A 21,853-nucleotide genomic window follows, 5' to 3' on the forward strand; every position below is an offset into this window, starting at 1 on the left:
GGCCGAACTGCAACGAAAAAGGGGGCCGCTCGCGCAGCCCCTTTTTCCCATGTCAGAACGGCAGGTTCTACCGATCCAGATCGGCCAGCAGTTCGCTGGCCTTGCCGGCGCTGGTGTGGCGCACGTCGGCGTCGTGGCGGCGGCTGGAGAAGATCTCCGTCGCCATCAGCTTTTCGGCGAGATCGGCCGGCAGCGATAGAATCACCCGCTCGTCGCCGGTGTGGATGCCGCCGAGCTCGGCGTGCCGGCCGGTGACCATGCCGCCGGCGACCGTGTTGTGCGTGTCCGGATCGATCAGGATGAAGGCGCCGGTGGTGCGGTTCTGCTCGTAGGTGTCGAAGATCGCCTGCTCGTCGAAGGTCAGCGCCACCTTGCCGATCGCATTCATCGAAAGCTTATCGGCGGCGTTCCACTTGCCGCTCTTCAGGTCGAGCTGGCTTGTCGGGGCGACGGTGACGCGCTGGCGGCGGCTGCCGCTCTTCAGCCAGTAGCGCTTGCCGGGCTCGATGCCATCGGGTTGCAGGGCGACGAGCTGGGCGTCGAACCGGCGGCCGGTCATCGGCTGGCTGTCGATCGAGACGATCATGTCGCCGCGGGCGACGTCGACCTGGCGGTCGAGCACCAGGGTGATCGCGTCGCCGGCGACGGCGGCGTTGCGCACGAGGTCGAAGGTGACGATCTGCTTGACGTTGGCGACGATGCCCGACGGCAGCACCACGACGCTGTCGCCCGGCTTCACTGCGCCGCCGGCAACCGTGCCCTGATAGCCGCGGAAGCTTTCGCCCGGCCGGGAGACGCGCTGCACGGGCAGGCGGAAGCCGACCGTCTGGTTGGAGCGGACGGTGGCCTTTTCCAGCGTCTCGACCAGCGTCGGACCCTCGTACCAGGGCATCGCGGCGCGGCCGTCATAGACGACGTTCTCGCCCTTCAGCGCCGAGACCGGGATCGCCGTGACCTGCTTGACGCCGAGCGACAAGGCGAGCTCCTTGAACTCGTGGCTGATCGCCTCGAAGCGGGCGCGATCATAGCCGGTCAGGTCGATCTTGTTGACGGCGAGCACGAACTGGCGGATGCCCATCAGCGTGGCGATGGTGGCGTGCCGGCGCGTCTGCTCGAGCAGGCCAACGCGGGCGTCGACCAGCAGCACCGCGAGGTCGGCGGTCGACGCACCGGTCGCCATGTTGCGGGTGTACTGTTCGTGGCCGGGCGTGTCGGCGACGATGAACGAGCGGCGGTCCGTCGAGAAGTAGCGGTAGGCCACGTCGATGGTGATGCCCTGCTCGCGCTCGGCCTGCAGGCCGTCGAGCAGGAGCGCGAAGTCGGGCAGGCCGAGGTCGTTCTGCTGGCCGGACGAATCGCGCTTCAGCGTCGCCGCCTGGTCTTCCTTGACCGCCTTGGTGTCCCAGAGCAGGCGGCCGATCAGCGTCGACTTGCCGTCGTCGACGCTGCCGCAGGTGATGAGCCGTAAGGGGCGCGAGTCGCGGGCGACGCGTTCTGTTTCGACGGCCGGAAGGGCGGCGATGGTTGCGGTTGCCGATGCGGTCATCTCAGAAATACCCTTCGCGCTTCTTCTTTTCCATCGAGCCGGACTGGTCGCGGTCGATCGCGCGGCCCTGCCGTTCGGAGACGGTTGCGGTTTCCAGCTCTGAAATGATGTCGTCGAGCGTGGTGGCGGTGGAGCGGATGGCGCCGGTCAGCGGGAAGCAGCCGAGCGTGCGAAAGCGGATGACGCCTTCCTGCTTCGTCTCGCCCGGCAACAGCTCCAGCCGTGGATCCTCGGCGAGGATCATCATGCCGTCGCGCTCGACGTACGGGCGCTTCCTGGCGAAGTATAGCGGCACGATCGGAATGTCCTCGGCCTGGATGTAGCGCCAGATGTCGACCTCGGTCCAGTTCGACAGCGGGAAGGCGCGCACGCTTTCGCCGCGGTTGATCATGCCGTTGTAGAGGTTCCACAGTTCGGGGCGCTGGTTGCGCGGGTCCCAGCGGTGGTCGGGGGTGCGGAACGAGTAGATGCGCTCCTTGGCGCGGCTGGCCTCCTCGTCGCGGCGCGCGCCACCGAAAGCAGCGTCGTACCTGCCGGCGTCGAGCGCCTGGCGTAGCGCTTCGGTCTTCATGATGTCGGTGTAGCGGGCCGAGCCGTGCGTGAACGGGGTGACGTTCTCGGCCGCACCCCGCGGGTTGACGTGCTCGATCAGGTCGAGGTCGTAGCGCTTCACGATCTCGTCGCGGAAGGCGATCATCTCGGAAAATTTCCAGCCGGTGTTGACGTGCAGCAGCGGGAAGGGAACGCGACCGGGATGAAAGGCCTTGCGGGCGAGGTGCAGCAGGACGGAGGAATCCTTGCCGATAGAATAGAGCATCACCGGCCGTTCGAATTCGGCGGCGACCTCGCGGAAGATGTGGATGGCCTCGTTCTCGAGCGCCTTGAGATGCGGATCGAGCGGCGGCTTGGCGGCCTGTGCGCCCTTTGCCTCCGCCATGTTACGGATATCGGACATTTCCTTGTCGTCTCCAGAAGTCTGATCGGCCGGTCGGCCTCAGAGGGAACTCGAATTCAGCGAGGGGATGGCGGCTTCGGGCACGTGCAGGCCACATTCGCGCTTCTCGTCGTTCTCCCACCACCAGCGGCCGGCCCGCTCCGGCTCGCCGGGCTTGATCGCCCGGGTGCACGGCTCGCAGCCGATCGAGGGATAGCCGCGCGCATGCAGCGGGTTCACCGGCACGGCGTTATCGGCCACATAGGCCCGGAGCGCTCTGATGTCCCAGTCGGCAAGCGGGTTGACCTTGATCAGATTGCGCTCGGCGTCGTACTCGGCAAATGGCGTTTCGGCGCGGCTGCCGGACTGGCCGCGGCGCAGGCCGGTGATCCAGAAGGACGCCCCTTCGAGCGCGCGCGCCAGCGGCTTCAGCTTGCGCACGCCGCAACAGGCATGCCGGGCTTCGACGCTCTCGTAGAAGCCGTTCAGCCCGTAGCGTGCGGCATATTCGTCGACCTCGTCCTTTAGCGGATGAAAGCGGACGATCTCGATGCCGAAGCGGTCTTCCGTCTCGCCGATCAGCTCGGCCGTCTCCTTGAACAGGCGACCGGTGTCGAGCGTTGCGACCTCGATCGGCAGCCGGTTCAGGCCGATTGCCGCCGTGATCACCTGGTCCTCGATGCCGAGGCTGGTGGTGAACACCGCCCGCCCGTCCGCCCCGGCAACCAGCGCGAGACGGCCGCCAAGGTCAAGGGTGCCGAGCTCCCGGCTCAGTGATATTGCGGTGGTTTCAAGATGCGATGCCATCGATACAAAATCCTGCTGTCGTCCGCGGAAATATCGCAGCCGACCCGGCGAATGGACAGGAATACGGATTTCTATTGTCGTTTCGCGAGAGCAAATATCGCCTCAAAAGCGGCCGATGGAAGAATATGGTCGGCGCAGTGCAACCTCATAACCACATGGAATGAGCGGAAAATCGACCTGGATCCGCGGGTCCATGTGTGAGGAACGCTCACAAGCGCGGTTTCCGTCAGCGAAAAAAAAGGTCGGGCGCTGAGCCCGCATTTTGCGTCTCAGTCGCGGTCCGGCTTTTTCGATGCTCGTTCTTGCCGTAGAGTTTCCAGCCAATGCCCCGCCGAACATTGCCGCAGCGCATGCTTCCCCGGGGGCATCGGCAGCCTCTGCAGGCGACCTTGAGGTGCCTGTCGCATTTCCTGCTGCCGGGTTTTCCCGGCAGATTCATCGCGCCGAAGCCGGAGTTTGGGGGAACCGTTTTGCCCCCGCGAGCGTAGCGGGGAACGAGTTTTGCGGAATTCGATTTCATTGTTGACTAACTCTACTAACTTAATAGACTTTGTGCATCAAATGAGAGGGAGTAGAAAATGTCTATTTATTCCAAGGGTTTGAGTGTTGCCCTGCTGGGCGTCGGCCTCGCGCTTGGCAGCTTTTCAGCCGCCTCGGCGCAGAGCACGCTGCTGAACGTCTCCTATGATCCGACCCGCGAGTTCTACAAGCAATACAACGCGGCCTTCGCGGCCCACTGGAAGGCGGAGACCGGCGAGGACGTGACGATCCAGCAGTCGCATGGCGGTTCCGGCAAGCAGGCCCGCGCCGTCATCGACGGTCTCGAGGCTGACGTCGTCACGCTGGCGCTCGAGGCCGATATCGATGCGATCGCCGAGAAGACGAAGAAGATCCCGCCAAACTGGCGCGAACTGCTGCCGAACAAGTCGACGCCCTATTCTTCCACGATCGTCTTCCTCGTGCGCAAGGGCAATCCCAAGGCGATCAAGAACTGGGACGACCTGATCAAGGACGACGTGCAGGTGATCACGCCGAACCCGAAGACCTCGGGCGGTGCACGCTGGAACTTCCTGGCCGCCTGGGCCTGGGCCGAGAAGGAATTTGGCGGCGACAGGGCAAAGGTGACCGACTACATCACCACGCTGTTCAAGCACGTTCCGGTGCTCGACACCGGTGCCCGCGGCTCCACCACCACCTTCGTCGAGCGCGGAATCGGCGACGTGCTGCTCGCCTGGGAGAACGAGGCCTGGCTGGCGCTCGAGGAACTCGGACCCGACCAGTTCGACGTGGTCGCGCCGTCGCTGTCGATCTATGCCGAGCCGCCCGTTGCGCTGGTCAAGGGCAACGCCGAAGCCAAGGGCACGGAAAAGCTTGCAAACGCCTACCTCGAGTATCTTTATAGCAAGGAAGGCCAGAATCTCGCGGCCAGGAACTTCTACCGTCCGTCGGATCCCTCCGGCGTCGATGCGAAGCTCCTGGAGAAGTTCCCGAAGCTGGAACTCGTGACGATCGAGGCCTTTGGCGGGTGGAAGAAGGCGCAGCCGGAGTTCTTCGGTGATGGCGGCATCTTCGACCAGGTCTACAAGCCGGGGAACTGACAAAATATGGCATCCGCCCGCAGCGCTGCGCGGTGGCATTGGAAAACCCCGAGCGTCATTCCGGGCTTCGGACTGACGCTCGGGTTTACTCTCGCCTACCTGACGCTCATCATCCTCATTCCGCTGGCTGGCCTGGCCTGGCGATCCGCTTCCCTTGGCTGGTCAGACTTCGTTCGCCTCATCATGGACGCGCGGACGCTCGGGGCACTGAAGGTCTCCTTCTCCACTGCCTTGATCGCCGCCGTCGTCAACGTGATCTTCGGTGTCATCACCGCCTGGGTGCTGGTGCGGTACCATTTTCCCGGCCGCCGCATCGTCGATGCGATCGTAGACCTGCCGTTCGCCATCCCGACTGCAGTTGCCGGCATCGCGCTCACCTCGATCTATGCGCCGAACGGGTTAATCGGCAGCCTGCTGACCCCGCTCGGGATCAAGGTTGCCTACACGCCGCTCGGCATCATCGTGGCGCTGATCGCGATCGGTCTGCCGTTCGTGGTGCGGACCGTGCAGCCGGTCATGCAGGAGATCAGCCAGGAGCTGGAGGAGGCGGCTGCCTCGCTCGGGGCCAACCGTTTCCAGACCATCTTCCGCGTCATCCTGCCCGGATTGACGCCGGCGATCCTCACCGGCTTCGCCCTGGCGCTGGCGCGCGGCATCGGGGAGTACGGTTCGGTGATCTTCATCGCCGGCAATATCCCGTTCGTCTCGGAAATCGCGCCGCTTCTGATCGTCATCCGGCTGGAAGAGTTCGACTACGGGGCGGCGACCGCGATTGCCACCGTCATGCTGATCATCTCGTTCCTGATGCTCTTCCTCATCAATTTCATCCAGGCCTGGAGCAGGCGGAGGTTCGGCCATGAGCAATGAACGCTTCCGGAACCCGATCAGCGAGACCGCGCCGGTCCGTTGGGGGTTGATCCTTGCGGTCCTCGCCTTCCTTGCGCTGTTTGTTCTTTTGCCTCTCGTGGTCGTGTTCATCCAGGCCTTCCGGGAAGGATGGAGCGCCTACCTCAGCGCACTCGGCGAGCCCGACGCGGTCTCCGCCATCAGGCTCACCTTGCTGGTGGCGGCGATCGCCGTTCCTGCCAACCTGATCTTCGGCCTCGCAGCTTCCTGGGCGATCGCCAAGTTCGACTTCAAGGGCAAGGCCTTCCTGATCACCCTGATCGATCTGCCGTTCTCGGTTTCGCCGGTCATTTCCGGCCTTGTCTACGTCTTGCTGTTCGGCGCAAATTCGGTGCTCGGGCCGGTCCTGAAATCCTACGGCCTGCAGGTCGTGTTCGCCGTGCCGGGCATCGTGCTCGCCACGATCTTCGTCACCTTCCCCTTCGTCGCCCGCGAACTGATCCCGCTGATGCAGGAACAGGGCACCGGCGACGAGGAAGCGGCGATCTCGCTCGGCGCCAGTGGCTGGCAGGCGTTCTGGTACGTGACGCTGCCGAACATCAAGTGGGGCCTGCTCTACGGCGTGCTGCTCTGCAACGCCCGCGCCATGGGCGAGTTCGGCGCCGTTTCGGTCGTCTCCGGCCACATCCGCGGCCTGACCAACACGATGCCGCTGCATGTCGAGATCCTCTACAACGACTACAACATCGTCGGCGCCTTTGCCGTCGCCTCGCTTCTGGCGCTGCTGGCGCTCCTGACGCTCGTGCTGCGCACGATCCTTGAAACCCGCTACGGCTCCGAGCTGTCGGCCAGCCAGAAACACTGAGAAGAGCAGACGCACATGGAAATTCGCGTTGAAAAAATCCGCAAGGAATTCGACCTCTACCCGGCGCTGCACGATGTATCGCTGAAGATCGAATCCGGCGAACTGATCGCTCTGCTCGGCCCCTCTGGATCCGGCAAGACGACGCTGCTGCGCCTGATCGCCGGCCTCGAGCAGCCCACCCTGGGACGCATCTTCTTCGGCGACGAGGACGCCTCCTATCGATCCGTGCAGGAGCGCAATGTCGGCTTCGTGTTCCAGCACTATGCGCTGTTCCGGCACATGACAGTGGCGGAGAACGTCGCCTTCGGCCTGACGGTGCGTCCGCGCCACGAGCGCCCGCCCAAGGCCGAGATCCGCCGCCGCGCGCTCGAACTGCTCGACATGGTGCAACTCAGCGGCCTGGAGAAGCGCTTCCCCAATCAGCTCTCCGGCGGCCAGCGCCAGCGCGTGGCGCTCGCCCGCGCGATGGCGATCGAGCCGAAGGTGCTGCTGCTCGACGAGCCGTTCGGCGCGCTCGACGCCAAGGTGCGCAAGGAGCTGCGCCGCTGGCTGCGCGAGTTCCACGACCGCACTGGTCATACGACCGTGTTCGTGACGCACGACCAGGAGGAGGCGCTCGAGCTTGCCGACCGCGTCGTGGTGATGAGCCAGGGCAAGATCGAGCAGGTCGGCTCCTCGGACGACGTCTACGATCGCCCGAACTCGCCCTTCGTCTTCTCCTTCATCGGCGAGAGCGCCAACCTGCCGGTGACGGTCATCGACGGAACCGTGCACTTCCACGGCCAGTCGATCGGGCTTGCCGCCCAGCGCGACGGCGAGGCGCGGCTGTTCTTCCGCCCGCAGGATGTTTCGCTGGTGGAGGAGGGGCCCGGACTGTCAGGTCCCGTCACCTCGAGCCGCCGCCTGGCGGGCACCCGCATCGCCGAGGTGGAACTGGGTTCGGCAAAGAGCCCGTGCCACGTCGAGATCGAGGTGCCGCTGGATGCGTCCGTCTCCAATGGCACCACGCTGGCCTTTCGCCCGACGCGCTGGAAGCTGTTCTACTGAGGCAACAAGCTGGCCGCGGCAGGCGCCGGTGGGGACCGCCGCTTCAGCGGTCGCTCGTCTCCCAGCGCGGATTGATCCACGGCTCCTGGTTGGAGCGGGGCAGCGGCTGCTTGCCGAGGATATGGTCGGCGGCCTTCTCGCCGGTCATGATCGAGGGACCGTTGAGGTTGCCGTAGGTGACGTGCGGGAAGATCGACGAATCCGCCACCCGCAACCCATCGACGCCGATGACGCGGGTTTCCGGATCGACGACGGCCATCGGATCGTTCTTGTCGCCCATCCTGCAGGTGCCGCAGGGGTGGTAGGCGCTTTCCAGATGCTCGCGCAGGAACGCGTCGATCTCCTCGTCCGTCTGCACCTTCGCACCCGGCTGGATTTCCGGCCCTCGATAGGGATCGAACGCCTTCTGGCCAAAAATCTCGCGGGTCAGCCGCACGCAATGGCGGAACTTTTCCCAATCTTCGGGATGGCTCATGTAGTTGAAGCGGATGACGGGGTCGGCCATCGCATCGGCGGACCGCAGCGTCACGCTGCCGCGCGACTTCGACAGATTGTAGCCGACATGGGCCTGGAAGCCGTGCGTGTTGGCCGCCGCCTTGCCGTCGTAGGAAATCGCCACGGGCAGGAAGTGATACTGGATGTCCGGCTGCTTGACGCCGGGCGCGGAGCGCAGGAAGGCGCAGGCCTCGAACTGGTTGGAGATGCCGAGCCCCTGCTTGAAGAACAGCCACTGCGCGCCCGCCACCCCCTGCCAGAACCAGGGAAGCCAGGAATAGAGCGACACCGGCTTGGTCGAGACCTGCTGGAAATAGAACTCCATGTGATCCTGCAGGTTGGCGCCGACGCCCGGCCGGTCGACCTTCACCTCGATCCCCATGTCCTTGAGGTGCTGCGCCGGCCCGATGCCGGACAGCATCAAGAGCTTCGGCGAGTTGAACGTGGAGGCCGAGACGATCACCTCGCGGTTGGCGCGCACCACCTCGATCCTGCCCTTGCGCTCGATCTCGACGCCGACGGCGCGGCCGTTCTCGATCACGATCCTGCGGGCAAAGCAGCGGACCAGCTCGACATTCGGCCGCTTCAGCGCCGGCTTGAGGTAGGCGTTGGCCGCCGACCAGCGCCGGCCCTGCCAGACGGTCTGCTCCATCAGGCCGAAGCCTTCCTGCTTGGAGCCGTTATAGTCCTCGGTCAGCTCGAAGCCGGCCTGCTTGCCAGCCTCGATGAAGGCGTGAAACAGCGGGTTCTTCACCGGCCCGCGCTTGACGTGCAGCGGCCCGTCCGTGCCGCGCCAGCCGTCCTCGCCGCCATGGCTGTGCTCCATCCGCTTGAAGTAGGGCAGCACGTCCGCATAGGCCCAGCCGCGCGCGCCGAGCTCCTCCCAACGATTGAAGTCCTCGGCATGGCCGCGCACGTAGACGAGCCCGTTGATCGACGACGACCCGCCGATCACCTTGCCGCGCGGGGCGGTGATCCGCCGGTTGTTGAGGTTCGGCTCCGGCTCGGAGAGATAGCCCCAGTTGTAGCGCTTCATGCTCATCGGCCAGGCAAGTGCGGCCGGCATCTGGATGAACGGCCCGATGTCCGAGCCGCCATATTCCAGCACCATCACGGTGTTCCTGCCGTCCTCGGAGAGACGATAGGCGAGGGCGGAGCCTGCCGAGCCCGATCCGACGATGATGTAGTCTGCGTTTTGCATGGCGGTCCCCAGCCAATCTTTCTTCTTCATGCGCCCATCGTCAGAATGGGGCTTAACCTCAATACGGCGCCTCGACCGTGCCCATCGACACGTACACCGTCTTCAGCTCCGAATAGTGCTCCAGCGCGGCCAGCGAATTCTCCCGCCCGAAGCCGGATTGCTTGGAGCCGCCGAAGGGGATTTCCACCGGGCAGAGATTGTAGGTGTTGATCCACAGCGTGCCGGCCTCGAGGCGATCGACGACGCGGTGCGCGCGGGCGATGTCGCGGGTGAAGACGCCGCCGGAGAGGCCGAATTCGGTGGCGTTGCCGCGCGCGATCACTTCCTCTTCGTTGTCGAAGTCGAGCACGCACATCACCGGCCCGAAAATCTCTTCGCGGGCGATCGTCATTTGGTCGGTGACGTCGGCAAAGACGGTCGGCTGGATGTAATAACCCTCGCCGGGAACGTGGTTCGGGATGCCGCCGCCGGTGAGAAGCGTCGCACCCTCCGCCTTGCCCTTGCCGATATAGTCGAGCACCTTGTCGCGCTGCGCCTTGGAGACCATCGGCCCGAGCTGCGTCGCCTCGTCCATCGGTTCGCCGATGACGATCTTTTCCGTCCGCTCCTTCAGCCGCGACAGGAATTTTTCCTTGATGCCCTTCTGCACGAAGACGCGGGTGCCGTTCGAGCAGACCTGGCCGGTCGAGTAGAAATTGCCGAGCATGGCGCCGCCGATGGCGCTTTCGAGATCGGCATCGTCGAAGACGATCAGCGGCGACTTGCCGCCGAGTTCCATCGTCACGTGCTTCAGCTCGGAGGCAGCGGCGCCCGCGACCTTCTTGCCGGTCGGCACCGAGCCGGTCAGCGACACCTTGGCGACGTCGGGATGGTTGACGAGCAGCGGACCGGTTGTCCGGTCGCCCTGGATGACGTTGTAGAGCCCCTTCGGCAGGCCGGCCTCCATCAGGATCTCGGCGATCTTCAGCGCGCCGAGCGGGGTGTTCTCCGATGGCTTGAACACCATGGCATTGCCGCAGACCAGCGCCGGCGCGCCCTTCCAGCAGGCGATCTGCTGGGGATAGTTCCAGGCGCCGATGCCGACGCAGACACCGAGCGGCACGCGTTTGGTGAAGGCGAAGTCCTGGCCGAGCGGGATGTAATCGCCATTCAGCCCGGCCGCGGCAATGCCGCCGAAGAACTCGAAACTGTCGGCGCCGGAGGTCGGGTCGGCGACGATCGTCTCCTGGATCGGCTTGCCGGTGTCGAGCGTCTCCAGTTCGGAAAGCTCGCGGTTGCGCTCGCGCATGATCTCGGCGGCCCGTTTCAGGATACGGCCACGTGCGGTGGGGCTCATCGCCGCCCATTCCGGCTGGGCGCGCTTGGCGGCGGCGATTGCCTTCTCGACGATCGCAGGCGTCGCCGCATGCAGGCGCGCGATCACCTCGCCGGTGGCGGGGTAGAGGCTCTCGAACGGCGTGCCGGCAGTGTCCTCGACATATTCGCCGTCGATGAAGTGCGAGGCTTTCGGTTGGGCTCTCATCTCATTCTCCCCGCGGGTAGCGTTTGGATTCCTCGAGATTGTCGAGGTTCATGTGGTTGCGCATGTAGCGCTCGGAGGCCTTCTGCAGCGGCTGGTGGTCCCATGGGTAATAGGCGCCGTTGCGCAGCGCCTCGTAGACCACCCAGCGCCGCGCCTGGCTCTCGCGCACGGCGGCATCGAAGGCTTCCATGTCCCAGCGCGCCTCGCGCATGGCGCGGAACGCCTCCAGCGTCGCCTTGACGACCGGGTCGGAGGAGGTCGCCAGGTTGGTCAGTTCCAGCGGATCGGCCTCGACGTCGTAGAGCTGTTCCGGATCGAGCTCGCAATGGATGTATTTCCACTTGCCCTCGCGGATGCCGACCAGCGGCGCGTAGGAGGCTTCCGCCGCGTACTCCATCAGCACCGGCGTGGTGCGCTCGGCACCGTCGATCACCGGCACAAGGCTCTCGCCATCCGTCCAGGGCATTACCTCTTCCATGGAGATGCCGGCAAGCTCGCAGAGCGTCGGCGTCACGTCGAGGTTGGAGACGGGCGCGGTGTGCAGGCCCGCCGTCACGCCCGGGCCGGCGACCATCAGCGGCACGCGCGCCGAGCCCTCGAAGAAGTTCATCTTGAACCACAGGCCGCGCTCGCCGAGCATGTCGCCGTGGTCGGAGCAGAACAGGATCAGCGTGTCGTCCAGCATCCGGGTCCGGGTGAGCGTGTCGACCAGTTCGCCGACCTTTTCATCCAGGTAGGAGATGTTGGCGAAATAGGCGCGGCGGGAACGGCGGACGTTCTCGTCGGTGATGTTGAAGCTGGCATAGTCGCAGGAGTGCAGGATGCGCGCGGAATGCGGATCCTGCTTCTCGAGCATGCCGACCTCCGGCTCGAGGTGCTCGCAGTCCTCGTAGAGGTCCCAGAACTTCCTGCGCGCCACATAGGGGTCGTGTGGATGGGTGAAGGAAACGGTGACGCACCAGGGGCGCCGGTCCTTGTCGTCGTTCTCGCGCGACAGCTGATAGAGCTTCTGGTTGGCGAGGAAGGCGACCTCGTCGTCATACTCCATCTGGTTGGTGATTTCGGCGACGCCGGCGCCGGTCACCGAGCCCATATTGTGATACCACCAGTCGATCCGTTCGCCGGGCTTGCGGTAGTCCGGCGTCCAGCCGAAGTCGGCCGGATAGATGTCGGTCGTCAGCCGCTCCTCGAAGCCGTGCAGTTGGTCCGGGCCGACGAAGTGCATCTTCCCGGATAGTGCCGTGTAATAGCCGGCGCGGCGCAGGTGATGGGCGAAGGTCGGGATCGAGGAGACGTATTCGGCGGCGTTGTCGTAGACCCGCGTGCGGCTCGGCAACTGCCCGGCCATGAACGAGGCGCGGGCGGGGGCGCAGAGCGGTGAGGATGTGTAATTGTTGCGGAACCGCGCCGAGCGCTTCGCCAGCGCCTTCATGTGCGGCGCATGCAGCCAGTCCGCCGGGCCGTCCGGAAACAGCTTTCCGTTCAGCTGGTCGACCATGATGATCAGGATGTTCGGTTTTCTGGCGGTCACGCTCGTGCTCCGGGCGCCATGAAGGGGCGCAGATGTGCAGTCAGGTAATCCTCCGTCAGCGCGATCGAGGAATCGATGCTGATCGGGGCGGACCTCAGACTCTGTCGGATATAGAGGCCGTCGATCATCGCGGCGGCGCCTTCGGCGATGCGAACTGCGTCATCGGCCGGGCAAAGCCGCTTCAGGTTGGCCACGAGGTTCGAGCGTAGCCGCCGGGCATAGAGAACCAGCAGCCGGCGTGTCTCCTCCGAACGCTGCGCATCGGCGTAGAAGGCGAGCCAGGCGGCGATCGTCTCCGGCCTGAACTGGTCCGAGTGGAAGCTGACGCGGATGATTGCCGAAAGTTTCTCACGCGGTGCCTGAACGGATTGTATCGCTTTGACCACGTCTGCGCGCAACTGTTGGAGAAGACTCCGGATTGTGGCGATGAGAAGCTGTTCCTTCGAGCCGAAATAGTGATGCGCCAACGCCGGCGAGACGCCCGCGTGCCGCGCGATCTCCGACATGGTGACGGCCAACGAGCCGTGATCGCCGACTGCCTTGAGCGTCGCATCCACCAGCGCCTTGCGGCGCACCGGCTCCATTCCAACCTTCGGCATCGTCCATCCTCCTCATGCGGCAGGTTAATTTTAATTGATCGGCCAATCAACAAAAAACTTGACCTGGCCCACGCCCGCAGCCGGCGACGATGACAACCGGCGATTTCGTGGTACCATCAATGCTTCTCGTTCGACTGTCTGGGGGTAAGTCATGGCTGTTAGTTCGGGAATACCTCGTCTCTCCGAAGTGCGCGGCAAATGGGGCTGGTTCGTCGCTCTCGGCGTTGCCCTCCTTGCCTTTGGCCTGCTCGCCGCCGGCAACCTTCTTTGGGCAACGGTGGCCACGGTCTATTACGTCGGTATCTTGATGATCATCGGCGGATGCGTGTATCTGGCGCACGCCTTTCAGGTGAAGGGCTGGAAAGATACGATCTACTGGGTGCTGAGCGCGTTGCTCTATCTGGCCGCCGGCGTGCTTGCCTTCACCAACCCGGTCCTCACCTCGAAAGTTCTGACGCTGTTCATGGCCTGTGCCCTGCTTGTCTCGGGGCTCTTTCGCATCTGGGTGGCAATGCGTTCGCGCGACGAAAGCGGCTGGGGCTGGCTGCTGGCGGGCGGCATCGTCACCGCGCTGGCCGGCATCGTGTTTCTGATCGGCTGGCCGGTCAACAGCCTGTGGCTGCTCGGCCTGTTCCTCGCCTTCGACCTGGCGATGCAGGGGTGGGCGCTCATCTTCTTCGGTCTGGCACTGCGCAAGGTTTAGTCTTTCGCGCGCGGCCTTGTGTCGGTTTGACAGCGTCGCGCCGTTCGCGTTACGAAGAGCGCGTGGGATGGGGATGGAGCTCCCCGACAACCGCCGCATCGGCTGATAGCTCCTGCCAGGGGTGGACCGGAAGGTCGCCCGGCAGGGACGTGCAAAAGGCAGCCGTTGCCGGGTGGTTTCCGTTGCCGCCACATTGTGGAAAGGTAGCGATATGAATTATCTCATTGTTTTTCTAGGCGCGGGGATCGGCGGTGCCGGTCGGCACGGCATCAACGTGCTGGCCGCTCGAATTTCCAGCAACGGCTTTCCGCTCGGTACGCTTGCCATAAACGTCACGGGCTGTCTGACGATGGGCCTGCTGGCCGGCTTCTTTGCGTTTCGCGGCCACCTGCCGCAGGAGTTGCGCCTGCTTCTCACGACCGGCGTGCTCGGCGGCTTTACCACCTTTTCCGCGTTCGCCCTCGATTCCGCGCTCTTGTGGGAGCGGGGGAACCTGGGGCTGGCGCTCGCCTACGTGCTTGCGAGCGTCATCCTGTCACTGTGCGCCATCGCAGCCGGACTGTTCCTCGCGCGGGTCGCCTGGGTCAGCCTGCCGTGAAGCCGGTGCTGGCATCCTGGCAGTTCTGGGCGCTCGGCTCGGCCGTTTTCGCCGCGCTGACCGCCATCTTCGCCAAGATCGGTATCGAGGGTGTCAATTCCGATTTCGCCACCTTCGTCCGCACTGTCGTCATCCTCGCCGCACTTGCGTTCATCCTTTCGATCAACGGAAGCTGGCAGGAGCCCGCATCGGTCTCGGGCAGGAGCTGGTTGTTCCTCGTCCTGTCCGGGCTTGCGACCGGGGCGTCGTGGGTCTGCTATTTCCACGCCCTGAAGCTTGGCAACGCCTCGCAGGTGGCACCGGTCGACAAGCTGAGCGTGGTGCTGGTCGTCGCATTCGCGGCCTTCTTCCTCGGGGAACGGCTGTCGCCAATACACTGGCTGGCGGTCCTGATGATCGCGACGGGTGCTGTCCTTCTGACCGTGCGCATTTGATGACAGTTTGATGTAAGTCTCTGCTATTATTGAAGTTTCATCAAAGTGTCATCTTGGCGAAACGGATTGTTGAGATTTCGCTGGAAAAGACTGGGGCACATTCAAGACCCCGGAGTCTCCCGATGTCCGCCGCTGAAATGCTTGCCCGTTACCGTTTTGGTGATGATCAGATCGTCACGTTCGCCAAGCTCGTCATCGAAACGGCGTTCCAGCCGATCGTCGAGGCGGCGTCAGGTGCGGTGTTCGGCTACGAAACGCTGATGCGCGGCCAAGACAAGCTCGGTTTCAAATCGCCGCTCGACCTTCTCGACCGCGCTCACGAAGCCGGCGAGCTCCTGGCGTTTGAGCACATGATCAACAGCCGTGCGCTCGCAGCCTTCGTGGCGCTGCCGGACTTCGCCAGCCGGACGCTGTTCATCAACCTCGATTCCCGCCTCGTTGCCGAGGCTGCCGGCGTGGTCGAGCGCCTGTCGAGCCACCTCCAGCGCGCCGGCATTCCCGCCTCCTCGATCTGCTTCGAGATCTCGGAACGCTTCGACAATGGCGACGTGCCGGAGTTCGGCGCCTTCCTCGGCCGGCTGCGGCAGGAGGGGTTCAAGCTGGCGATCGACGATTTCGGAACCGGCCACAGCGGCATGAAGGCGTTGTGCGACCACGCGGTCGACTACCTCAAGATCGACCGGCACTTCGTCTCCGGCATCGATACGGACGCGCGAAAGCGCCACCTTGTGAAGAACATGGTCAAAGCGGCCCATGTGCTCGGCATCCGGGTGATCGCCGAAGGCGTGGAGACGGAGGCTGAATTCATCGCCTGCCGGGATGCCGGCTGCGATCTGGCGCAGGGTTGGCACATTTGCCACCCGCAGACGGACATGACCGTCCTCAAGCCGGTCTATGCGGCGGCGGTCGGGGCCGGCACGGCCCGCCGCAGCGAGCGCTCGCTCGACAGCATCCTGATCCGCCGGCAGATCGAGCACCTGCCGGCCGTGCGGGAGAATGCCAGCCTGGAGTCGGTGTTCGACCTGTTCCGCAAGGACCCCAAGCGGACCTTCTTTCCCGTCCTCAACGCCAATGACGAGCCGCGCGGGATCCTCTATGAATATCATGTCAGGGAACTGAGCTATCATCCGTTCGGCCGGGACCTCCTGAAAAACAAGCTCTACCAGCGGAGCCTGGCGCACTTCACCACGATGGCGCCGGTGGCCGATCTCGATACGCCGGCCGAGCAACTGCTCGCCAAATTCGCCCACATGGGCGGCAGCGAATGCGTAATCCTGACCGAGAACATGCGCTATGCCGGCATCCTCAGCGCCTCTTCGCTTCTGCGGATCATCAGCGAGAAGCAACTCAAGACCGCCGAAGACCAGAACCCGCTGACCGGTCTTCCGGGCAACCGTTCCATTCACGATTACCTGCAGGAGCGGGTGCTAGACACCGACCAGGTCCGGACCTTCTGCTACTTCGATTTCGACAACTTCAAGCCGTTCAACGATCACTACGGCTTCCAGATGGGCGACCGCGCGATCCTGCTGTTCGCCTCGCTGATGCGCCGCCATTTCATCGGTGAAGATGTCTTCATCGGACATCTGGGCGGCGATGATTTCTTCGTGGGCATTTCGGGACGTGATGCCGCCGCCGTCGAAAGCCTGCTCGAGCAGCTGCTGCAGGACTTCAGCCGTGAAGCCCGCCACCTCTACTCTGCCGAGGATCTCCTGGCCGGCGGGATTCGCGGCAGGGATCGTGACGGCGCCCCGCGCGACTTTCCCCTGATGCGTTGCTCGGCCGTGGTCCTATCGGTCCCGAAGGGAGAACTGGTTGCCGACCCGCAGCAGATCAGCGCCCGCATTGCGTCGCTGAAGGGGCAGGCGAAGGGGAGCGAGCGGGGCATCGTGTTCTGCAGCGACTGCGTACCGCACGCCTGAAGCGCGTCGCGATCGTTCCGATTTACGGGCGACGCCTTGGGTCGTTGTTCTTCGCAAGCCTGCCGAGACCGGTTCCTCGCGGCGATCGGGCGCAGCCGATCCCGCGCAAGGGAAGGGCGGACCCGCCGGATCCGCCCTCTTTCGGCCTGACAGCTTCCCACACACACACACAACCGCATGCCCGGCCTATCCTGAGCGGTCCCTTGTCGTGTCGGGGCGAGACCGCTCAAGCCTCTGCAATTACTTCAGGATCTTCACGGTATGGGCCTCATGCTTTTTCCCGACCATGTCCCACGTCACGGAGACCTTCTCACCGGCCTTCAGGCCGGGGTCCTTGAAGCCCTTCGGCAGCATGTAGGTCGTGCCGTCGGAGAGCGTCAGGGTCATGTCATGGGCACTGAAAGACTTCACGGTTCCGGTCGCGGTCTGGGCTGCAAGAGCTGCGGCCGGCGTGGCCAGGAGTGCGACGATTGCAAGGTTGGAAAGAAGAGCACGCATGAGAGTTGTCCTGGTTAGGCCCTGCAAGGGCTCTTACCGAAGCCGTCCGGAAGGCGTCGCGTCGCGACCGACGGGCCCCGGCGATTCCCGGCTCCGCGTGAAAATTAGGATGATCTAATGGTAACTTCAAATTAAAGATAGGTAATCTGGCAAGTCGATGAAATTACGCAAATTCAACGGTTTGTGACGAATTGTGGCGGCTGCAGGATGACCGAAATTTAATGTTCGCAGGTCTCGCAGGCTGACTTTCGCCGACACTTTCCGCTATGTTTCCGATAGCACGAAGGTGCACTTGCGCCGACAGTCCGGAGAACATGCCATGCCCCTGCCCGAAACCATGAATTTTGTCGATGTCAGCGAGCCTGGCGGTATCGATAACCTGATGATGGCGCAGGGACCGCTTCCCGACATGCGAGCCGGCGAAATCCTTGTCCGCGTTGGTGCCGCGGGCATCAACCGGCCCGACATCATGCAACGCAAGGGCGAGTATCCGCCGCCGCCGGGCGCGAGCCCCATCCTTGGCCTGGAGATTGCCGGCGAGGTGGTTGCCTGCGCCCCGGGGGTGACAGAATTCGCGGTGGGGGACAAGGTCTGTGCGCTCGCCAACGGCGGTGGCTATGCCCAGTACTGCGCGGTGCCGGCCAGCCAGGCCTTGCGGTTTCCGAAGGGCTACGACGCCGTCAAGGCTGCGGCGTTGCCGGAAACTTTCTTCACCGTCTGGGCCAACCTCTTCATGATGGCCGCGCTGAAACCCGGCGAGACGGTGCTGGTTCACGGCGGCACCAGCGGCATCGGCACGACCGCAATCCAGCTTGCGATCGCCTTCGGCGCCAGGGTCTACGCCACGGCCGGCTCGGTGGAAAAATGCGAGGCCTGCGTCGGCCTTGGCGCCCATCGGGCGATCAACTACCGGACGGAGGACTTTGCCGCCGTCATCGCCGAGGAGACTAGCAAGCGCGGCGTCGACGTGATCCTCGACATGATCGGGGCCGCCTATTTCGACCGGAACCTGAAGTCGCTCGGGTTGGACGGGCGGCTTTCGATCATCGCCTTCCTGGGCGGGGCCGTCGCCGAGAAGGTCAGCCTTGGACCGATCCTCGCCAAGCGCCTGCGCGTCATGGGGTCAGCCATGCGGCCGCGGACGGTGGCGGAGAAGAAGGCGATCCGTGACGAGCTCCTGGAAAAGGTCTGGCCGCACCTGGATTCCGGCCGCGTGGCGCCGGTGATCCAGTCGGTCCTGCCCTTCACCGAGGTCGCAGCCGCCCACCGGACGCTGGAGCAGGGGGACCATATCGGCAAGGTGGTGATCACCTTCGACTGAGACGGCGCGCGTCAGCGCTGTCGCAGCAGCGAGACCGCCAGCGCGAAGGCGATGAGGCCGGGAAGGGCGAACAGGCCGTAGAGCCAGCTCGCCGCCGAAATGTTGCCGGCGACGCCGCCCGGATCGAGGAGCCCGGTGCTGTTTGCCACCACCCCCGCAAGGGCGGCGCCGAAGGCGCTGCCGAGCGACTGCATGGTGGTGATCGCCGCCGACGCCTTGTCCTTTTCGTCCTCGGGCGCGCGCTTGAGCACCAGCGTCACCAGATGCGCCCAGCCCATGCCGACGCCGAAGCCCATGCCGAAGATCGCAACCGTGGCCGGGACGAGCGTCGCAACACTCGAGCCCGGATTGTCGCGCGCCAGCAGCACGAGCAGCGCGCCGGTTGAGACTGCCTCGACCAGCGTACCTACCGCGATCGAGACGACGGCCCGCCTTCCGGAAAGGCCCGCCGTCAGGAAGGCCGCAGCGGTCCAGCCGAGCGCCAGCAATGCGACCAGGTAGCCGGACACCAGCGGCGTCACGCCGTGCAAGCCTTGCAGGAAGTACGGGATGTAGATGTCGGAGGCGAGCGCCACCAGCATCAGCAGCATGATCAGGTAGATGCGGGCAAGCATCGACGAAAGCCGCACTGCGCCGGCCGGCAGCAGGCGGGCCCGCGCGCGCCGCTCGATCGCCACCATGGCGAAGATGGCGACGGTCGCCAGAGCGACAAGGGCGGCGCGCAGCGGCACGGTCTCGACGGAGCCGGCGAAGGAAACGAGCAGGACGGAGGCGAGCAGCAGCGCGATCTGCGCGTAAGGCGCCGGGGCGACCTCGTGCCGGTCCTCGCCGCGCGGCAGCCGACGGGGGGCCAGAAGCGCCATTGCCAGCGCGATCGGGACGAGCATGGCAAAGGCCTCGCGCCAGGCGCTGCCATTGGCAAAGACGCCGCCGATGCTCGGCCCGAGGAAGGTCGCAACACCCCAGATCGCCGCATAGAGCGTCGAGGCCTTGCGCCAGAGCGCTTCGGGATAGACGAAGCGGATGAAGGAATAGCCGAGCGTGACCAACAGCCCGGCGCCAAGGCCCTGGACCGTCCGGCCGAGGAGCACGATTTCGATGATCGGCGCGACCGCGCAGATAAAGCTGCCGACACCGAACAGCGCCGCGCCGGCCACGTAGCAGCGGTTGAGCGAGACGCCGGCCGGCCGCACGGCAACGAAGATCGAACCGACGACGGAGGCGGCCACGTAGAGCGTCGTCGCCCAGGCAAAGAGCGACAGCCCGCCGATGTCGCGCACGATCGAGGGCATCAGGGTGGCGGTGATATAGGTCTCGATCGCGTGCATCGAGATCCCGCCGCCGAGCATGAGCGTCGGAAACAGGTTTGCCCCGGAAAAAAGGTCTAAGAGACGCGACGGCGCGGAGACTGGCGGTGCTTCTGTCATTGTTCATGCGAAGAAAGAGGGAATCGCTCGGAACCTACAGGTTTTGCGTTTCAAGGATAGAGCCAAATGTCACGACGGGTGGAAGGACGACAGCCGGTAATGGGGCTGGAAACCTCTTGGCCCGGGATGCCATGGCGCGGGATTTCGGCTAAGAGAGCAACCGTATCGCAATTCCTTGAGGGCAGGCAGCATGGAAAATCCGGTTCTGGTCGAGGTCACGCGCGGAAATCGCGTCGAAAGCCGTCATCGCGGCATGGTGGTGGCGGTCGATGGCGATGGCAAGGTGGTGTTTGCCCTCGGCGACATTGACGCGGCGGTCTTCCCGCGCTCGGCCTGCAAGGCGATGCAGGCGCTGCCGCTGGTCGAGAGCGGCGCGGCCGACGCCTACGGCTTCGGCGCGAAGGAACTGGCGCTTGCCTGCGCCTCGCACAACGGCGAGCCCGAGCATGTGGCGCTGGCCGCCCGGATGCTGGCGGCGGCGGGCCGGGACGTCTCGGCATTGGAATGCGGCGCCCATTGGTCTTCCGACCAGGCCGTGCTGATCGACCAGGCCCGCACGCTCGAGCGCCCGACCGCACTGCACAACAATTGCTCCGGAAAGCACGCGGGTTTCGTCTGCGCCGCCTGCCACACCGGCACCGACCCGAAGGGTTATGTCGGCTACGACCACCCGATCCAGGCGGAGATCCGCGGCGCCATGGAAAGCCTGACGGGGGCCGCACTGGCGCACGACAATTGCGGCACCGACGGCTGCTCGATCCCGACCTATGCCGTGCCGCTGAAGGCGCTGGCGCATGGCTTTGCCAGGATGGCGACGGGAACCGGCCTTGCGCCCGGGCGCGCCCGCGCCTCGAAGCGGCTGATCGACGCCTGCATGGCCGAGCCCTTCTTTGTCGCCGGCAGCCGCCGGTCCTGCACGAAGCTGATGCAGATTGCGCCGGGCCGCATCTTCGCCAAGATCGGCGCCGAGGGCGTGTTCTGTGCCGCTTTGCCGGACAAGGGGATTGCGATCGCGCTTAAATGCGCGGACGGCGCGTCGCGCGCGGCCGATGCGATGGTGGCGGCGACGCTTGCGCGCTTCTTCGATGATACCCCCGAGATCAAGGCCTCGCTGATGGCGCATGCCAACCACGCCATGCGCAACTGGAACGGCATCCATGTCGGCGATGTGCGGGTGACCGGGGCGCTGGCAGCCTGACGGGCCCGAAGCGCGCCACGCCGAAAGAGTCCCGACGGTTTCCAGAGCTTTGAGCGAACCGGGATGACAAAGGGGGAACACATGGCACTCGCTGTGGGCGAGCCGGCCTTTGGGCTCGTCCACTTGCGATGTTTGCGTGAAAATCGTTCACATGCCGCGTCGGAACCGGCGCAGCCGGTGCGTCCTTGAGACATTCGATGGTCGCGCCACGGGCGCGCCACCCGAGCAAACCGGAAAAGGGAGCAGCCGCATGCGCATGATCTTCGTCAACCTGCCCGTCAAGGACCTGCCGGCCACGCGCCGTTTCTTCGCCGCCCTTGGCTTTACGTTCAACGAACAGTTCAGCGACGAGCAGGCGGCCTGCATGGTCGTTGCCGACAACATCTTCGTCATGCTTTTGGTCGAAAGCCGGTTTCAGGATTTCGTCACCGGCGCCGTCGGCGACCCGGAGAAAGACACCCAGGTCCTGACCTGCCTGTCCGCGGCGACCCGTGACGAGGTCGACGCGTTCAAGGCGAAGGCTCTCGCTGCCGGCGCCCGCGAATGGAAGCCGAACATCGAGTTCGGCCCGATGTATGGCTGCAGCTTCCAGGATATCAACGGCCATGTCTGGGAAATGATGCACATGGCGCAGGGTTGAGCCGGCAGCGGGCGTGCGTCGGTGATGAGGGCGGCCCGACACTTTTCGCCTTCGCCGACGGTCGGCCACTGGCGGCAGCCGGCGGGCGCTGGCACAGTGGCTCCGGGATTCGCTGACACGG

Annotated in this window: 20 protein-coding genes and 1 riboswitch; of the genes, 11 read left to right on the forward strand and 9 right to left on the reverse strand. The window is 64.7% G+C overall.

Going from position 1 to position 21,853, the window contains the following annotated elements; translation table 11 throughout:
• Positions 1 to 67 precede the first annotated feature (67 nt).
• Genes cysN through JNC62_RS01675 form a run of 3 tightly spaced genes read right to left on the reverse strand, consistent with a single transcriptional unit; the run spans position 68 to position 3,287 of the window.
• Positions 68 to 1,546 carry a sulfate adenylyltransferase subunit CysN gene (cysN, locus tag JNC62_RS01665; protein ID WP_374835322.1) on the reverse strand — a complete coding sequence of 493 codons (1,479 nt, stop codon included), beginning with the start codon at positions 1,544 to 1,546 and terminating at the stop codon, positions 68 to 70.
• 1 nt (position 1,547) lies between these two features.
• Positions 1,548 to 2,501, reverse strand: a complete 954-nt coding sequence (gene cysD / locus JNC62_RS01670) for a sulfate adenylyltransferase subunit CysD (protein ID WP_374835324.1) — start codon at positions 2,499 to 2,501, stop codon at positions 1,548 to 1,550.
• 39 nt (positions 2,502 to 2,540) lie between these two features.
• Positions 2,541 to 3,287 (reverse strand): phosphoadenylyl-sulfate reductase, encoded by a 747-nt coding sequence (locus JNC62_RS01675; protein WP_374835326.1) that lies wholly within the window; start codon positions 3,285 to 3,287, stop codon positions 2,541 to 2,543.
• A 578-nt stretch (positions 3,288 to 3,865) separates the two neighbouring features.
• Here JNC62_RS01675 and JNC62_RS01680 point away from each other — a divergent pair.
• From JNC62_RS01680 to JNC62_RS01695, 4 genes are read left to right on the forward strand one after another with little or no spacing between them, the layout of a single operon-like run.
• A complete protein-coding gene (locus JNC62_RS01680; protein ID WP_374835328.1) occupies positions 3,866 to 4,885 on the forward strand; it encodes a sulfate ABC transporter substrate-binding protein in 1,020 nt (339 codons plus the stop codon).
• A 6-nt stretch (positions 4,886 to 4,891) separates the two neighbouring features.
• Positions 4,892 to 5,752, forward strand: coding sequence for a sulfate ABC transporter permease subunit CysT (gene cysT / locus JNC62_RS01685; protein ID WP_374835330.1), 861 nt, complete (start codon positions 4,892 to 4,894; stop codon positions 5,750 to 5,752).
• The gene (cysW, locus tag JNC62_RS01690) at positions 5,742 to 6,596 is read left to right on the forward strand and encodes a sulfate ABC transporter permease subunit CysW (RefSeq protein ID WP_374835332.1); all 855 of its coding nucleotides are present in this window, start codon (positions 5,742 to 5,744) and stop codon (positions 6,594 to 6,596) included. The genes cysT and cysW overlap by 11 nt, the downstream gene beginning before the upstream one ends.
• Before the next feature lie 15 nt (positions 6,597 to 6,611).
• A complete protein-coding gene (locus tag JNC62_RS01695) occupies positions 6,612 to 7,643 on the forward strand; it encodes a sulfate/molybdate ABC transporter ATP-binding protein (protein ID WP_374835334.1) in 1,032 nt (343 codons plus the stop codon).
• 43 nt (positions 7,644 to 7,686) lie between these two features.
• Here JNC62_RS01695 and betA read toward each other — a convergent pair whose 3' ends face one another.
• Genes betA through betI form a run of 4 tightly spaced genes read right to left on the reverse strand, consistent with a single transcriptional unit; the run spans position 7,687 to position 12,991 of the window.
• A complete protein-coding gene (betA, locus tag JNC62_RS01700) occupies positions 7,687 to 9,339 on the reverse strand; it encodes a choline dehydrogenase (protein ID WP_374835657.1) in 1,653 nt (550 codons plus the stop codon).
• A gap of 58 nt (positions 9,340 to 9,397) precedes the next feature.
• Positions 9,398 to 10,861, reverse strand: coding sequence for a betaine-aldehyde dehydrogenase (betB, locus tag JNC62_RS01705; protein WP_374835336.1), 1,464 nt, complete (start codon positions 10,859 to 10,861; stop codon positions 9,398 to 9,400).
• A gap of 1 nt (position 10,862) precedes the next feature.
• Positions 10,863 to 12,392 carry a choline-sulfatase gene (gene betC, locus JNC62_RS01710; protein ID WP_374835338.1) on the reverse strand — a complete coding sequence of 510 codons (1,530 nt, stop codon included), beginning with the start codon at positions 12,390 to 12,392 and terminating at the stop codon, positions 10,863 to 10,865.
• Positions 12,389 to 12,991: a transcriptional regulator BetI gene (gene betI, locus JNC62_RS01715; RefSeq protein ID WP_374835340.1), complete on the reverse strand. Its 603-nt coding sequence runs from the start codon at positions 12,989 to 12,991 to the stop codon at positions 12,389 to 12,391. Before betI ends, betC begins: the two co-directional genes overlap by 4 nt.
• Positions 12,992 to 13,142: 151 nt before the next feature.
• On the opposite strand from betI, the gene JNC62_RS01720 reads away from it, so the two are divergent.
• The 4 genes from JNC62_RS01720 (at position 13,143) to JNC62_RS01735 (ending at position 16,648) form a co-directional block, all read left to right on the forward strand.
• Positions 13,143 to 13,694, forward strand: a complete 552-nt coding sequence (locus JNC62_RS01720; protein ID WP_374835342.1) for an HdeD family acid-resistance protein — start codon at positions 13,143 to 13,145, stop codon at positions 13,692 to 13,694.
• A gap of 60 nt (positions 13,695 to 13,754) precedes the next feature.
• Positions 13,755 to 13,816: riboswitch (Fluoride riboswitch) on the forward strand.
• An 89-nt stretch (positions 13,817 to 13,905) separates the two neighbouring features.
• On the forward strand, positions 13,906 to 14,292 hold the full coding sequence (gene crcB, locus JNC62_RS01725; RefSeq protein WP_374835344.1) for a fluoride efflux transporter CrcB: 387 nt from the start codon (positions 13,906 to 13,908) through the stop codon (positions 14,290 to 14,292).
• A gap of 5 nt (positions 14,293 to 14,297) precedes the next feature.
• Entirely contained in the window at positions 14,298 to 14,726 is a 429-nt protein-coding gene (locus JNC62_RS01730) for an EamA family transporter (protein WP_374835659.1), read from the forward strand.
• 122 nt (positions 14,727 to 14,848) lie between these two features.
• Positions 14,849 to 16,648 (forward strand): EAL domain-containing protein, encoded by a 1,800-nt coding sequence (locus JNC62_RS01735; protein WP_374835346.1) that lies wholly within the window; start codon positions 14,849 to 14,851, stop codon positions 16,646 to 16,648.
• Between the two features lie 240 nt (positions 16,649 to 16,888).
• Here JNC62_RS01735 and JNC62_RS01740 read toward each other — a convergent pair whose 3' ends face one another.
• On the reverse strand, positions 16,889 to 17,146 hold the full coding sequence (locus JNC62_RS01740) for a DUF1344 domain-containing protein (RefSeq protein ID WP_374835348.1): 258 nt from the start codon (positions 17,144 to 17,146) through the stop codon (positions 16,889 to 16,891).
• 319 nt (positions 17,147 to 17,465) lie between these two features.
• On the opposite strand from JNC62_RS01740, the gene JNC62_RS01745 reads away from it, so the two are divergent.
• Positions 17,466 to 18,467: an NAD(P)H-quinone oxidoreductase gene (locus JNC62_RS01745; RefSeq protein WP_374835350.1), complete on the forward strand. Its 1,002-nt coding sequence runs from the start codon at positions 17,466 to 17,468 to the stop codon at positions 18,465 to 18,467.
• Positions 18,468 to 18,478: 11 nt separating this feature from the next.
• Here the strand turns inward: JNC62_RS01745 and JNC62_RS01750 are convergent, their stop codons facing one another.
• Positions 18,479 to 19,894: an MFS transporter gene (locus JNC62_RS01750; RefSeq protein WP_374835352.1), complete on the reverse strand. Its 1,416-nt coding sequence runs from the start codon at positions 19,892 to 19,894 to the stop codon at positions 18,479 to 18,481.
• A 190-nt stretch (positions 19,895 to 20,084) separates the two neighbouring features.
• Between JNC62_RS01750 and JNC62_RS01755 the strand changes: the two genes are divergently transcribed.
• A complete protein-coding gene (locus JNC62_RS01755; RefSeq protein WP_374835354.1) occupies positions 20,085 to 21,092 on the forward strand; it encodes an asparaginase in 1,008 nt (335 codons plus the stop codon).
• 250 nt (positions 21,093 to 21,342) lie between these two features.
• Positions 21,343 to 21,732, forward strand: a complete 390-nt coding sequence (locus tag JNC62_RS01760) for a VOC family protein (protein ID WP_374835356.1) — start codon at positions 21,343 to 21,345, stop codon at positions 21,730 to 21,732.
• Positions 21,733 to 21,853 lie beyond the last annotated feature (121 nt).

It is taken from the genome of Mycoplana ramosa (assembly GCF_041930185.1).
GTDB lineage: Bacteria > Pseudomonadota > Alphaproteobacteria > Rhizobiales > Rhizobiaceae > Mycoplana > Mycoplana ramosa.